Annotated in this window: 12 protein-coding genes and 1 pseudogene; 7 read left to right on the forward strand and 6 right to left on the reverse strand. The window is 71.9% G+C overall.

Annotation, left to right across the window (positions count from 1 at the left end; translation table 11 throughout):
- Window positions 1-34 precede the first annotated feature (34 nt).
- The 5 genes from rpsO to QUE40_RS05355 all read left to right on the forward strand — a co-directional run bounded on the left by rpsO (window position 35) and on the right by QUE40_RS05355 (window position 6,792).
- On the forward strand, window positions 35-304 hold the full coding sequence (gene rpsO, locus QUE40_RS05335) for a 30S ribosomal protein S15 (protein ID WP_142004714.1): 270 nt from the start codon (window positions 35-37) through the stop codon (window positions 302-304).
- A 145-nt stretch (window positions 305-449) separates the two neighbouring features.
- Entirely contained in the window at window positions 450-3,017 is a 2,568-nt protein-coding gene (locus tag QUE40_RS05340; RefSeq protein WP_289232519.1) for a polyribonucleotide nucleotidyltransferase, read from the forward strand.
- Between the two features lie 578 nt (window positions 3,018-3,595).
- Window positions 3,596-4,618 (forward strand): hypothetical protein, encoded by a 1,023-nt coding sequence (locus QUE40_RS05345; RefSeq protein ID WP_289232520.1) that lies wholly within the window; start codon window positions 3,596-3,598, stop codon window positions 4,616-4,618.
- A gap of 99 nt (window positions 4,619-4,717) precedes the next feature.
- Window positions 4,718-5,707 carry a YihY/virulence factor BrkB family protein gene (locus tag QUE40_RS05350; protein ID WP_142004717.1) on the forward strand — a complete coding sequence of 330 codons (990 nt, stop codon included), beginning with the start codon at window positions 4,718-4,720 and terminating at the stop codon, window positions 5,705-5,707.
- A 140-nt stretch (window positions 5,708-5,847) separates the two neighbouring features.
- Window positions 5,848-6,792: a DUF7800 domain-containing protein gene (locus QUE40_RS05355; protein ID WP_289232521.1), complete on the forward strand. Its 945-nt coding sequence runs from the start codon at window positions 5,848-5,850 to the stop codon at window positions 6,790-6,792.
- Window positions 6,793-7,523: 731 nt separating this feature from the next.
- Here QUE40_RS05355 and QUE40_RS05360 read toward each other — a convergent pair.
- The 3 genes from QUE40_RS05360 to QUE40_RS05370 all read right to left on the reverse strand — a co-directional run bounded on the left by QUE40_RS05360 (window position 7,524) and on the right by QUE40_RS05370 (window position 9,647).
- A complete protein-coding gene (locus QUE40_RS05360) occupies window positions 7,524-8,021 on the reverse strand; it encodes a DUF2306 domain-containing protein (RefSeq protein ID WP_289232522.1) in 498 nt (165 codons plus the stop codon).
- Between the two features lies 1 nt (window position 8,022).
- Window positions 8,023-8,436, reverse strand: a complete 414-nt coding sequence (locus tag QUE40_RS05365; RefSeq protein WP_289232523.1) for a MarR family winged helix-turn-helix transcriptional regulator — start codon at window positions 8,434-8,436, stop codon at window positions 8,023-8,025.
- A gap of 164 nt (window positions 8,437-8,600) precedes the next feature.
- Window positions 8,601-9,647, reverse strand: coding sequence for a M14 family zinc carboxypeptidase (locus tag QUE40_RS05370; RefSeq protein ID WP_289232524.1), 1,047 nt, complete (start codon window positions 9,645-9,647; stop codon window positions 8,601-8,603).
- Window positions 9,648-9,782: 135 nt separating this feature from the next.
- Here QUE40_RS05370 and dapB point away from each other — a divergent pair.
- Window positions 9,783-10,483: pseudogene (gene dapB / locus QUE40_RS05375) on the forward strand (4-hydroxy-tetrahydrodipicolinate reductase).
- A gap of 183 nt (window positions 10,484-10,666) precedes the next feature.
- Complete coding sequence (locus QUE40_RS05380; RefSeq protein ID WP_289232525.1) at window positions 10,667-11,419, forward strand: DedA family protein; 753 nt, start codon at window positions 10,667-10,669, stop codon at window positions 11,417-11,419.
- 91 nt (window positions 11,420-11,510) lie between these two features.
- Here the strand turns inward: QUE40_RS05380 and QUE40_RS05385 are convergent, their stop codons facing one another.
- The 3 genes from QUE40_RS05385 to QUE40_RS05395 are packed head-to-tail and all read right to left on the reverse strand — an operon-like array spanning window position 11,511 to window position 13,572.
- Window positions 11,511-11,699, reverse strand: coding sequence for an HNH endonuclease signature motif containing protein (locus QUE40_RS05385; RefSeq protein WP_289232526.1), 189 nt, complete (start codon window positions 11,697-11,699; stop codon window positions 11,511-11,513).
- Window positions 11,687-13,375, reverse strand: a complete 1,689-nt coding sequence (locus QUE40_RS05390; protein ID WP_289232527.1) for a DUF222 domain-containing protein — start codon at window positions 13,373-13,375, stop codon at window positions 11,687-11,689. Before QUE40_RS05390 ends, QUE40_RS05385 begins: the two co-directional genes overlap by 13 nt.
- Window positions 13,315-13,572: a hypothetical protein gene (locus QUE40_RS05395; RefSeq protein ID WP_289232528.1), complete on the reverse strand. Its 258-nt coding sequence runs from the start codon at window positions 13,570-13,572 to the stop codon at window positions 13,315-13,317. Before QUE40_RS05395 ends, QUE40_RS05390 begins: the two co-directional genes overlap by 61 nt.
- Between the last annotated feature and the right edge of the window lie 174 nt (window positions 13,573-13,746).

Here is a 13,746-nt window from a genome sequence, read left to right on the forward strand (position 1 = left end):
CGCGCAACGACCATCAGGATGGAGTCGCCCCCGTATGCCTCTCGACACTGCCACCAAGCAGAAGATCATGACCGAGTACGCCACCCACGAGGGCGACACCGGCTCGCCCGAGGTGCAGATCGCGATGCTGACGCAGCGCATCAAGGACCTCACCGAGCACTCGCGGCAGCACCCGCACGACCACCACAGCCGTCGCGGCCTGCTGCTCCTGGTCGGCCAGCGCAAGCGGATGCTGCGCTACCTGGAGTCCGTGGACATCGAGCGCTACCGCGCGCTGATCAAGCGGCTCGGTCTGCGGCGATAAGACTTGCGACCATCGAGGCGGTCACCTCATCGGAGGTGACCGCCTCGTGGCGTAGGAGGGTGCGCCAGGCGTACCCCGCCAGAAGAAACCGCGCACGGGCAACGACGATCCGGGCGCGACAGATGAGACAGAACAGGAGGGCCCGATGGAGGGTCCAGAGATCACTTTCGCCGAAGCCGTCATCGACAACGGCAGCTTCGGCAAGCGCACCGTCCGCTTCGAGACGGGTCGGCTGGCCAAGCAGGCCGCCGGCGCTGTCGTCTGCTACCTCGACGACGACACGACGCTGCTGTCCACCACGGCCGCGGGCAAGTCGCCCAAGGACCACTTCGACTTCTTCCCGCTGACGGTCGACGTCGAGGAGCGGATGTACGCCGCGGGCAAGATCCCCGGCAGCTTCTTCCGTCGCGAGGGTCGCCCCTCGACCGACGCGATCCTCACCTGCCGGCTGATCGACCGGCCGCTGCGCCCGGCCTTCGTCAAGGGGCTGCGCAACGAGGTCCAGGTCGTCATCACCGTGCTGTCGCTCAACCCCGACCACCAGTACGACGTGCTCGCCATCAACGGCGCGTCGGCCTCGACCCAGATCTCGGGCCTGCCGTTCAGCGGCCCGATCGGCGCCACCCGCGTGTCGCTGATCGACGGTCAGTGGGTCGCGTTCCCCAACTTCTCCGACATCGAGCGCTCGACGTTCGACATGGTCGTCGCCGGCCGCATCGTGGGTGACGACGTCGCCATCATGATGGTCGAGGCGGAGTCGACCGAGTCCACCTGGGACCTGGTGACCAACCAGGGCAAGCAGGCGCCGACCGAGGAGGTCGTCGCCCAGGGGCTCGAGGAGTCCAAGAAGTTCATCCGGGTGCTCTGCGAGGCGCAGCAGGAGCTGGCCGGGCAGGCCGCCAAGGAGGTCCAGGAGTTCCCGCTGTTCCTCGACTACGAGGACGACGCCTACCAGGCGGTCGAGCAGGCCTCCGAGGGCAAGCTGCGCGAGCTGCTGTCGATCGCCGACAAGCAGGACCGCGAGAGCCAGCTCGACGCGTACAAGGACGAGCTCAAGGCCGACCTGGCCGGCGAGGGCACCTCGTTCGAGGGTCGCGAGAAGGAGATCTCGGCGGCCTACCGCGCGGTGCAGAAGAAGCTCGTGCGCGAGCGGATCCTGCGCGAGCAGGTGCGCATCGACGGCCGCGGCCCCAAGGACATCCGGGCGCTGTCGGCCGAGGTCGAGGTGCTCCCGCGGGTGCACGGCTCGGCGATCTTCGAGCGCGGCGAGACCCAGATCCTCGGCGTGACCACGCTGAACATGCTCCGCATGGAGCAGCAGCTCGACACGCTGTCGCCGGTCACCCGCAAGCGCTACATGCACAACTACAACTTCCCGCCCTACTCCACCGGTGAGACCGGTCGGGTCGGGTCGCCGAAGCGGCGCGAGGTCGGTCACGGGGCGCTCGCCGAGCGCGCGCTCGTGCCGGTGCTGCCGACGCGCGAGGAGTTCCCGTACGCCATCCGTCAGGTGTCCGAGGCGCTCAGCTCCAACGGGTCGACCTCGATGGGTTCGGTCTGCGCCTCGACCCTGTCGCTGCTCAACGCCGGTGTGCCGCTGCGCGCGCCGGTCGCCGGCATCGCGATGGGTCTGGTGTCCGCCGAGATCGACGGTGCGACGCAGTACCTCGCGCTCACCGACATCCTCGGTGCCGAGGACGCGTTCGGCGACATGGACTTCAAGGTCGCCGGCACCCGCGAGTTCGTCACGGCCATCCAGCTCGACACCAAGCTCGACGGCATCCCCGCCACCGAGCTGGCCACGGCGCTGACCCAGGCCCACGACGCGCGGATGCACATCCTCGACGTCATGAACGAGGCCATCGACGCACCCGACGAGATGAGCCCGTACGCCCCGCGCGTCATCGCGGTGAAGGTGCCGGTCGACAAGATCGGCGAGGTCATCGGCCCCAAGGGCAAGATGATCAACCAGATCCAGGAGGACACCGGCGCCGACATCTCGATCGAGGACGACGGCACCGTCTACATCGGCGCCACCGACGGCCCGTCGGCCGAGGCCGCGCGTGCGGCGATCAACGCGATCGCCAACCCGCAGATGCCCGAGGTCGGCGAGCGCTTCCTCGGCACCGTGGTGAAGACGACGACCTTCGGGGCGTTCGTCTCGCTGCTGCCGGGCAAGGACGGCCTGCTGCACATCTCCGAGGTGCGCAAGCTGGTCGGTGGCAAGCGGATCGACGCGGTCGAGGACGTCCTCGGCGTCGGCCAGAAGGTCCAGGTCGAGCTCAAGGAGATCGACCCCCGCGGCAAGCTCTCGCTCGCCGTGGTGCAGGACGAGTCGGCCGCGCAGGGTGAGGGCGATGCCGCCGCCCCCGCGCAGGACCAGGCCCCGGCCGGGGACGCGCAGGAGTCCGGCGAGTCCGACGACTCCGACGGCTCCGGGGCGTCGGCTGACTCCGGCGAGTCCGGCGAGTCCGGCGACAAGCCGCGCCGCGAGCGCTCGCGCGACGACGAGGGCGGCGAGCGTCCGCGCCGTCGTCGCCGCGGTGGCCGTGGCCGTGGCCGCGGTGAGGGCAACGGTGACGGCAACGGCGAGGGCAACGTCTCCGCCGACGACTCCGCGGACGACAGCGACCGCCCGGCGGTCAGCTCCGACGACGTCGAGCCCGGCTCCGAGCCGGCCAACGTCGGCGGCGCCTCGTCCGAGGACGCCTGAGCCACCGGCACAGCGCACACCGGCGACCCGGTCCTTCCTTCGGGAGGGGCCGGGTCGCCGGCGTTTCGGGGCGGGCGCGGTCGGTCACGGTGCGGCGGTGGTCAGGCGGAGGGTGCGCTGGGGCGCACGGTTCGGCGGTGGTCCGCGAGGGCGTACGGCGTCGGGGGGCTTGTTCACGGTGCGGCGGTGGTCCGGCGGAGGGTGCGCTGGGGCGCACGGTTCGGCGGTGGTCCGCGAGGGCGTACGGCGTCGGGGGGCTTGGTCACGGCTCGGCGGTGGTCCGGTGGAGGGTGCGCTGGGGCGCACGGTTCGGCGGTGGTCCGCGAGGGCGTACGGCGTCGGGGGCTTGTTCACGGTGCGGCGGTGGTCCGGCGGAGGGTGCGCTGGGGCGCACGGTTCGGCGGTGGTCCGCGAGGGCGTACGGCGCGACATTCGGCGAATTCGTGCCTGTGGACAACGTTTTCGACCCCTTCGGGCGTGCCACGGTGAAGCTGCGTCACCCCGTCACCGACCCGAGGAGTCACCGTGCCCCGCGCCGTCCGCCTGCTGTCCGTCCCCCTGGTCCTTACCCTGGCCGCGTGCTCGGCCGGCGGGGAGACCCGACCGCGCCCGCCGAGAGCTCGACCACCGTCGCGACGACGACGACGACGACGACGGCCGGGCCGGGGCTGACCGTTCCGCAGGCGGCGGCGATGATGCGCGACTACGACGCGCGCAACAACCCCGCGATCGCGGCTGCGGGCGCGCCGAGGTTCGACGAGCGGCCGTGGGCGCGGGCCGACGTGGGTCCGGTGCTGGAGCAGGATGTGTTCCTCACCCGGGTGAGCCGGGCCGACCCGCCGAAGTCGGCCGAGGACGACCGCGCCCTCACCAGCCGCGCCACGGCCGTGGTCGGCGCAGCCCGGCACCGGTCGGGCACGGTCGCGGTGGTCGACTCGCCGGTGCAGGAGCAGGCCGGCACCTCGTCCGCGTCCGGCTCGTCGACCACCTCCCCGTCCACCACCTCCCCGTCCGGTGACCAGGCGCCGCGCACCGTGCTGCGGGTGATGCGCCGCGAGGGCACCGGCCCGTGGAAGCAGTGGGGCGCCGTCGACGCCCCGCGCGGCGCGCTCCCCGCACCGCTGCCGGCGTCGACCGACCCCACGCCGACGCCGGCCCAGGTGCGGGCGAGCCAGACGCTGGTGCCGCAGGTCGTCGGCAGCCTCCGCGAGGAGAAGGGCGCACCGTTCGCCCAGGCGAGCCCGACCCGCGACTTCCTCGAGGGGCTCTGGCCCGGGAAGCCGAACCCGTCGATCAAGCGCACGCTGCAGTGCGAGCCGTACGCCACCCGCGGCTCCTCGGACGTCGCCGACGCCCTGCTGGTGCTGCGGGCCCAGCGCACGACGCTGAACGTGGTGAGCCTGCGCTGCCGGGTCGACTGGCTCGCCGGCGAGGGCCGGGCGATCTTCTTCTCCAAGGGCTTCGCGCAGGTCAACCGGGTGTCGACCGAGGGCAGCCAGCAGGCGACCCTGTCGCTGGTGGTGACCGCGGTGGTGCAGCAGCCCGACGGCGGACGCCCGCAGCTGCTGGGCCTCGGCGGGGGATACGTCGTGCCCGACTGAGCCGCGAGCCGCCCGCGCGAGGCGTGACCTCGGTCGCAGCGCAGCGCGTCGCCGGAGTGCCTTCAGCCGGTTCGGAGGCGCGGGCGGCAAACTGTTGCGGTGACTCTCGTCGACCGCGTGGACGGCTTCCAGCGCAGGCATCCCGTCGTGGGGTTCCCGCTCGGTGTGGTCTACAAGTTCCTCGACGACCAGGGTGCCTACCTCGCCGCGCTCATCACCTACTACGGCCTGCTGTCGATCTTCCCGCTGCTGCTGCTCATGACCTCGATCCTGGGCTTCCTGGTGCAGGACAACGCGGTGCTGCGCGAGTCGCTCATCAACGGGGTGCTGGCCCAGGTGCCGGTCATCGGTGATGAGCTGCAGAGCCCGAGCGGTCTGCAGGGCAACCTCGTCGCGGTCATCGTCGGTTCGCTGACCGCGGCCTACGGTGGTCTCGGGGTGGCGCAGGCGCTGCAGCACGCGATGAACACCGTGTGGGCCGTGCCGCGCCACCGCCGCCCCAACCCGATCCTGGCCCGCGCCAAGAGCGCCGGCATCCTGGCCTTCCTCGGCATCTCGCTGATCGCCGCCGGCGTGATCCCGCGCGTGTTCGACTGGCTGGCCGGTCCGCCGTGGACGATCCTCAACACCGTGCTCGCCGTGCTCATCTTCTGGGTCGTGCTGCACGTGTCGACCCACCGCAGCCACGGCTGGTTGTCCCTGCTGCCGGGGGCGATCATCGTCGGCATCGTGTGGCAGCTGCTCGAGACTCTCGGTGCTGCCGTGGTCACCAGCATCATCGCCCGCAGCAGCGGGTCCTACGGCGTGTTCGCGGTGGTCATCGGTCTGATCGCCTGGATCTACCTGCTGGCCGTCACCGTGGTGATGGCGGCCGAGCTCAACGTCGTACGCGCTCGCCACCTCTACCCGCGGGCGCTGCTCACCCCGTTCACCGACGACGTCGACCTGACCCGCGCCGACCACGAGGCGTACAGCCACCTGGTCGAGATGAACCGGCTCAAGGGATATCAGCACGTGAGCGTGACGTTCGACAAGAACGAGGACGGCGTGCCCGACGAGCCGTGGGAGGACCGGCAGCCACCGGCCTGACGCCGGGCTGATCCGGGCGCGGCCGGAGCGGCCCGCACAGCGTGCGCTCGGGGAACCCCCAGGAAGCGGTCCGCGGGAGGTCATAGGCTGTCTCGTCGGGCACTCCCCGGTGCCCGCCGTCGTACGAAGGAGACCGTGCCGTGCCTGATCTGGTGCTGGGACCGCTGCTGCGCCACGTGGGGGAGCGCACCGCCAGCGTGTGGGTGGAGACCGCCGACTTCTGCACGGTGACGGTGCGCGCGGGGGAGCAGTCGTGGAGCATGCGCACGTTCCGCGTGCAGGACCACCACTACGCGCTCGTCCAGGTCGACGGGCTCGAGCCGGGCAGCGTGCAGGACTACACCGTGGAGATCGACGGGGAGCAGGTGTGGCCGCTCGCCGACTCGCCCTACCCGCCGTCGCGGATCGCGACGATCGAGCGCGACAAGCCCACCCGGCTCGCGTTCGGCTCGTGCCGCACGAGCGTGCCGCACGACGCCGAGCACACCCGCACGCACGGGGTCGACGCGCTGCGCGCGACCGCCGTTCACCTGGCGAACCACCCGGACAGCTCGCACTGGCCCGACATGGTCGCCTTCCTCGGCGACCAGGTCTATGCCGACGAGACCTCCGAGGAGATGCGCGCCTACATCGAGCAGCGCCGCGGCCTCGAGGAGCCGCCGGGGGAGGAGCTGAAGGACTTCGAGGAGTACGCCCACCTGTACTGGCTGGCGTGGACCGACCCGGCCAACCGGTGGCTGCTGTCGACGCTGCCGAGCGTGATGATCTTCGACGATCACGACGTGCGTGACGACTGGAACACCAGCGACGCGTGGCACGAGGAGATGAACGCCACCGACTGGTGGCACGAGCGTCTGATGGGGCGCTCATGTCGTACTGGGTCTTCCAGCACGCCGGCAACCTGTCGCCGGAGGCGCTGGCCGAGGACGAGGTGTGGCAGCGCGTGCTGGCGCACCAGGACTCCGAGGTCACCCACGAGCTCGACCTCACCGAGGTGCTGCACGACCTGTCGTACGAGGTCGACCGGCACCCGGAGCGGTACCGGTTCTCCTTCGCCATCGACCTCGGTGACGCGCGGCTGCTGATGATCGACTCGCGCGCCGCGCGCGAGCTGGAGCCCGGCAAGCGCAACATGCTCGACCCCTCCGAGCTGGAGTGGCTCGACGAGAACATGCGCGGCGACGTGGAGCATCTGCTGATCGGCACGTCGCTGCCGTTCCTGCTGCCGCCGGGCATCCACGACCTCGAGGCGTGGAACGAGGCGATGGCCGAGGGGGCGTGGGGCGAGCGCTTCGGACGCCTCGGCGAGAAGCTGCGCCAGGCGGTCGACCTCGAGCACTGGGCGGCGTTCGAGCACGGCTTCGACCAGATGACCGACTTCACGATGTCGGTCGCGCGGGGCGAGCGCGGCCGCCCGCCGGCCACCATCACGTTCCTGTCCGGCGACGTGCACAACTCCTACGTCACGCGCATCGACGACCCGGAGCAGTACGGCGCGCGCTCGCTGATCGTGCAGGCGGTGTGCTCGCCGATCCGCAACCCGCTGCCGCGGCACGTGCGCGTGCTGCAGGCCTCGCTGGCCCGGCAGCTGGCGCGGCCCATGCGGGCGCTCGCGGCCAGCTCGGAGAAGGTGCCCGACCCGCCCTACCCCTGGTCGATCACCGACGGTCCGTGGTTCGACAACAACCTCGCGGTGCTGCAGGTCGACGGCCCGCAGCTGGAGCTGACCTGGCACACCGGTGACATCTCGGCCGGCGACCCGCAGGAGCCCGAGCTGCGCACCGTGGCCACGGTGATCATCGACCGGCCGGGTGCCTCACCCGGCCCGGACCCGACGGGGCTCGTCGGCGCCGCGGACGCTCGCGCGGGCGACGGCCACGATCAGGGCTGAGACCACGAGCACGGTGGCGGTCGCCGCGGCGAAGCCTGCGGGGTTGGTGACGGCGAAGGTCGGCAGCAGCCGGTCGGGCACGGCGACCGCGCCGACGAACGCCCCGATCGAGCCGAGCCACGACCCGCGCATGGCGCCGAGGTGGGTGCGCACGTCGCCGCGTCTGACCGCCCAGATGCCGATCACCAGGCTGACGACGGTGACGGTCGACAGGATGTGCAGCAGGCTGAGCTGGCCGGGGCGGATGTCGCGAATCGCGTACGAGCTCAACGCCGTCCACATCATCAGCCCCGCCCAGACGCGGCCGACGATGCGGTGTTGCAGGTCGCCGCGGGGGCGCCGCCACAGCTGATAGGCGCCGAGCGGCATCGACACCGAGGCGGCGAGCACGTGGCTGACCAGCAGCGGGGTCCAGCCCGACATGTCAGGCCCCCAGACCTTCGCGCACGGTGCGCACGTCGGCGGCGAGCCGGTCGGGATCGAGCCCGAGCGAGCGTACGAGATCGTCGAGCTGGTCGCCGAGCGTGGCACTGGCGCGGTCGACCAGGTCGCGGCCGTCGGCGGTGAGCCGGACGAGCTTGCGGTGGCCGTTGCCGGCGTCGGGGGCGATCGTCACCAGCCCCTCGCCGGCGAGGGCGCCGAGCATGCGGCTCATCGCGGCCTCGCTGGTGTCGACCGTCTCGGCCACCTGGCGCTGGGTGCCGCCGTCGAGCTCTCCGACGAGCAGCAGGGTGAGGTAGCGCCGGTAGCTCAGGCCGAGCGGGACCAGCAGCCGGTCGGCCTCGCGGTCGAGCCGGCGGACCAAGGTGTGCAGGTCGTAGGCGAGCGTGCTTCCCATGAGGAGAACATTAACACTGCAACTTAATAATGCAAGTAGGGGGCAGTTGCGGGCGGCCGGGCTGGAGGCCCGGCCGCCCGCCGTCGGTGGGGAGCGCCTGGCGCCGTCACGCCGGCGCGGTGCCTGCCGGCCAGCTCACTCCCGGTTCCTCGCTCCCGGTCCGCTCACTCCTGGCGGGTCTGCTGCTCGGGGAGGGTGTTCCAGAAGTCGGTGGAGGTCGTGTCGATCGAGCCGTCGCCGATCGCGGTGCTGACGGCGGTGAGAGTCAGGAACGTCTGCTTGATCAGGTAGCCGTTGCTGCGCTGCCCGAGCACGTAGGAGGCGTACTCGTGGTCGCTCATGCCGCGCATCTCGAACAGCAGCGTGGCGATGCCGTACTGCGCCGCGATGCCGTTGCGCGCGATGGTGTCGGCGCTGCCGCCGACGTACTTGCCCAGGTGGCCCCAGCCGGTCGGCTCGATCGCGTTGTAGACCACGCCGCCGAGCCGCTGCGAGCGCTGCACCAGGTCGGGGCTGACCGAGCCGGTCGTCGGGTACAGGATCGAGCCCGACACCAGCTCGCCGCCCGCCTCGCTGCGGGTGCCCTGGTGGTGCAGGTCGACGGCATAGTCGATGGGGTACGCCTGCAGCACGTTCTCGTGCACCGCGCGCGTCTCGGGCTGGCTCTTGGCGACGTGGTCGCGGTTGAGGTCGACACCGCGGGCGTTGTAGCGGGTGAGGTTGCGGCCGCCGGAGGCGATGTAGTCGTCGAGCGGGAAGTCGACGTCGCCCATCGCGCCGTCGGGGTTGACCATCGGCACGATGAGGATGTTCACCTTGTCGAGGATGCGCTGGTTCTTGCCCTGCCCGAGGGACTTGATGAAGTCGAGGGCGCCCTCGGTGGTGAGCGCCTCGTTGCCGTGCTGCTGGGTCATGAACAGCACAGTCGGGTTGGCGGGGTTGCCGACGTACTTCACCAGCTTCAGGTCGCGGCCCTTGACGCTCTGGCCGATGGTCTCCAGCTGCATGCGCGGCTGGCGGGCGTCCTGCTTCTCCAGCTCCTTCACCATCGAGTCGTAGGTGTGCAGGATCGAGGTGTTGACGGTCCCGTTCGTGCAGCACTTTGGCCCCTCGCCGACGGCGGTCGCGGTCGGGGCGCTGGTGAGCGCGAGGCCGGTGGTGCAGGCGGCGGCGAGCACGGTGACGGCGGCTCGGGTGCGCAGGGAGGGCATCGGGGCTCCTTCGGGTCGGGGGATGCCACAGCCTGGCAAGCGCAGGGGGTGCTACGGCGCAGTAGCGCGCAGGGTTCGTAACCTGGCGCGGTGAGCAATCGGATCAAGGTGGCAGTGGTCGGCGCGTCGGGGCGGATGGGCAGTGCGGCGTGCGACGCCGTCGAGGGTGCCGACGACCTCGAGCTCGTCGCGCGGATCGACTCCGGGGACGACCTCGGCGACCTCGGTGGTGCACAGGTCGCGGTCGACCTGACCGTGCCCGACGCGTCGCCCGGCGTCGTGGCGCACTGCGTCGACCGCGGCGTGCACGCGGTGGTCGGCACGACCGGCTGGGACGACGCGCGGCTCGCGACCCTGCGCGAGCAGCTGGCCGAGCACCCCGACGTGGGGGTGCTCATCGCCCCCAACTTCGCCATCGGCGCGCTGCTGATGATGTCGTTCGCGCGGCAGGCGGCGCCGTTCTACGAGTCGGTCGAGATCGTCGAGACCCACCACCCCGACAAGGTCGACGCGCCCTCGGGCACCGCCGCCCGCACCGCGCGCATCGTCGCGGCCGCGCGCGAGGAGGCCGGGCTCGGCGAGCTGCCGGACGCGACCACGAGCGACCCGGACGGTGCCCGCGGTGCGTCGGTCGAGGGAATCCCGGTGCACGCGTTGCGGATTCGCGGTCACGTGGCGCACCAGGAGGTCACCTTCGGCGCGGTCGGGGAGGCGCTCACGATCCGGCACGACAGCTTCGACCGGGTGAGCTTCATGCCGGGAGTCTTGGAAGGCGTACGGCGGGTCGGGGGCACCCGGGACTCACCGTGGGGCTGGAGCAGTACCTCGGGCTGTAGTCGATGGGGTGCCGAGGCGGGGCGCGTCCTGTGGTCCTTCCTGCTCGGGCGGTCAGTGCTCGGGGCGGCCGGGCGTACGTGCTCGTGACGCCGTGCTCCCAGGCTCGGCACGGCCTCGCGACACCGGCTGTTCAACTCGGCGTCGCCGACCGCGCCTAGCGTGTCGCTGATGGAAGAGGCGATGTGATCGATCAGGTGCTGCTCTGGCTGGAGCACCTCATGGGCTCGCCGTGGGTCTATGCGGCGCTGTTCTCGATGTCGCTCGTCGACGCGGTGATCCCGGTGTTCCCGAGCGAGGCGCCGATCATCATGGCGGGGGTCTACGCCGCCTCGACCGGCACCCCGAACCTCGTCGGCGTCTTCGTCGCCGCCGCGCTGGGCGCGTGGATCGGTGACCACGTGACCTACTTCATCGGTCGCCGGCTCTCCGGCCGGGTGGACCGGTGGCCGCTCGAGACGCGACGGGGGAGGGCAGTCGAGGCCTCGCGGAGGCTTCTCGCGAAGCGCGGCGGGATGGCGCTGGTCGTCGCGCGGTTCATCCCGTGGGGCCGGATCGCGACGGCCATGGTGATGGGCGCGACGCGCTATCCGCTTCGCTCGTTCTCGGCGTACGACGCCCTCGGCACGACCGTGTGGGCGCTGCACGGCACGCTGCTGGGCTACATCGGGGGAGCGGCGTTCCAGGACCAACCGCTGAAGGGCATGCTGCTCGGGCTGGGGCTCGCCTTCCTGGTGTCGGTGCTGATCGAGGCGGGCCGGTGGTGGTGGGAGCGGCGCCGCACGCGGCGCGCAGCTGTGGGGCGGTCGACGTCCGCCGGGCCCGACGGGGTCGATGCCCCTGACGGGGCTGGCGGGGCCGACCGGGCTGACGGGGCGGGTGGTGCGGGCGGCGGTGCAACCGGCCCGGTGTCCGCCCGGGGCGGGGTCGCGCGGTAGTCGCCGCAGCACGGTGGCGCCTGGGCGCGGAACGGCGGGGTCGCGCGGTAGCCGTCGCAGCACGGTGGCGCCTGGGCGTCGAACGGCGGGGTCATGCGGTGTCGCTCAGGCGGGGTTGTTGGGGCATGCGGCCGGGGGTGAGGTCCCAGTGGATGCGGCCGTTGGTCAGGGTGCCGTGCAGGAGCTGGGTGTGGACGATGGTGTGGTGGCGGGCGCACAGCAGTGCGCCGTTGTCGAGGGTGGTGGGGCCGCCGGCCCACCAGGGCGTCAGGTGGTGCACGTCGCACCAGTCGGGGGTCGGTCGCAGCCGGGGAAGGTGCAGTGCTGGTCGCGCAGTACGACGGCGGTGCGCAGGTGGCCGGTGTAGAGGCGTTCTTCGCGGCCGAGGTCGATCAGCTGGCTGTTGCTGTCCAGGACGGCGGGGATGATCCCGGCGTTGCAGGCGATGGTGCGCAGGGTGGCGGGGGCGAGGAGCTCGCCGGTGAGGGTGCGTCCGGTGCCGGGCAGGGTCCCGGGCGGGCGAGGCAGGGCGCCGCTGCCGGGCGGTCGCAGCTTGTCCGGGACGAGGATGTCGGGTGGGTCGGCGTGGGCTTGCAGGGTTGCCAGGTCGAGGATGACGACGGCTTTGCTGCTGCCGGTGATCGATCCGCGGGCGGGTCGGGGGAGCTGGTCGGTGGCGTGCTGGATGAGCTCCATCAGGGCGTCGGCGCGGCGCTTGCCGGGGGTGCGGTCGTCGTAGAGCTTCGCCCCGGCATCGATAGCTGCTTGCGGCATCCGCGCCAGCGGCTGCAGCCCGGTCCCCGGCTCGGGCACGGTGCCGCCCGGCCGCCCAGTGGTGAACGCGCCCGAGACCGGCTCGGCGACTGCCTCGGCCGCGGTGTCGCCCGACTGCGCGGCGGTGAACCTCGCCGAATCAGGCCCAGCGACCGCCTCGGTGTTGTCGTCCGGCTGTGCAGTGGTGAAGGTGCCCGGGTCAGGTTCGGTGGCTGTCTCGCTCTCGGGCTCCGGCTCGGCTCCTGTCGGCTGCTGGTCGGTTGTCTCGTCCGTGTCGCGTGACGGCTTCTTCTGTCGTCGCTGTTCGTGCTCCGGCGCGCTGGCCCGCTCCGGGCGGGGCCCCGTCGTGCGAGGCGGCTGCCCCGCGTTGTCCTTCGTGTCCACGTGGTCGCAAGGGGTCGGGCGGGGTGCGGCGAGGTGGCTGATGGCTTGTTGCACGATCGCGGCGTTGCCGGGAGACAGCTCAGCGACGAGCCGGACGAGCCCGTTGGGCAGGTGCTGGAAGGTCAGGGTCTCCCGGGCCTGCGCGGCGGCCTCGGAACGGTCGAGGTCACCGGGTTCGAACCGGGCGATGAGCCGCCGGGTCAGGGCGCGGCGGTCCTTGTCGGTCGCGTCATCACCCAGGGCGAGGTACCACGACAGAGTCTCGGCCCGGGTCGCGGTCGGGATGAGGCGCTGCAGCCGGGGCGCGTGGTCCAGCGCGTGCGCGACGGCCCGGATGTTGACCAGCCCGGTGCGTACGACCTCGCGGATCAGAGCCCTGCCGGAAGGGTCACCCTCGACCAGGGCCGACCCTTCGCCCCCTTCACGGTCGTGGCCCGAGTCACCGGCGTGACCGTCACCGGCACCAGCGTCACTGTCGTCGGCGGCGTGCTCGCTGGCGGCGGCCTGGCTCTGCGGCCCCGCGCCGGCGTCCGGCCCGGTGGCGTCGAAAGGGGCCAGGGAGGCGTGCTGGGCCAGCTCGGTCGCGACGGTCGCGACGCGGTGCGCCTGGGCGGGTTCGATCCCCGAGCCCAGCTCGCGGACCCAGTGGGTGGGCGAGGCCGCGGTAGAGCCGGCGATCGTGCCGCGGGTCAAGGCCTCGGTGGTGACCTCGACCGCGAGCGACTCCCCGGCCCGGGTCAGGGCGATCGCGGCCCGGCCGAGGTCGACCAGGTCGTCCTCGCCGAGCTGGTGCAGCACCGAGGGGCGGCCCGCAGCGCGGTCAGGGTGTCACGGACCTGGCCCAGCAGCGCGGCACCGGCCCCGGGCTGCGCCGTTGCGGACGCGCCCGCCCCGTCACCGCCGTTGCCGGCGTTCCTGGCGTTGGCGGCTGCGTGGGTCAGCTGGGTGGTGATCGGCTGGTCCGGCGGTGTCGCGGTGTGCTCGATGCTCGACATCGTGGTCTTCCCCCTCTCGAGCCTCGCTCTGTCCCTGCCACCCATGCTCGTACACGTGTTCGAGTGAGTCAAGGGGTTCGGGGTGTGAATTGTGTTCGCTGTCAGCGGAATTCGCCGACCGGCGGCCCATACCATCGACCACCGACAACGCCTCAAACCTCCCACGCGTCGCAC

This window comes from Barrientosiimonas endolithica (genome assembly GCF_030296655.1).
Classification (GTDB): Bacteria; Actinomycetota; Actinomycetes; order Actinomycetales; family Dermatophilaceae; genus Barrientosiimonas; species Barrientosiimonas humi.

What these genes read in the sequence shown, in the direction of transcription:
- rpsO (WP_142004714.1), top strand. Translation starts at nt 35, where the DNA reads ATGCCTCTCGACACTGCCACCAAGCAGAAGATCATGACCGAGTACGCC.
- QUE40_RS05340 (WP_289232519.1), top strand. Translation starts at nt 450, where the DNA reads ATGGAGGGTCCAGAGATCACTTTCGCCGAAGCCGTCATCGACAACGGC.
- QUE40_RS05360 (WP_289232522.1), bottom strand. Translation starts at nt 8,021, where the DNA reads ATGTCGGGCTGGACCCCGCTGCTGGTCAGCCACGTGCTCGCCGCCTCG.
- QUE40_RS05365 (WP_289232523.1), bottom strand. Translation starts at nt 8,436, where the DNA reads ATGGGAAGCACGCTCGCCTACGACCTGCACACCTTGGTCCGCCGGCTC.
- QUE40_RS05370 (WP_289232524.1), bottom strand. Translation starts at nt 9,647, where the DNA reads ATGCCCTCCCTGCGCACCCGAGCCGCCGTCACCGTGCTCGCCGCCGCC.
- QUE40_RS05395 (WP_289232528.1), bottom strand. Translation starts at nt 13,572, where the DNA reads ATGTCGAGCATCGAGCACACCGCGACACCGCCGGACCAGCCGATCACC.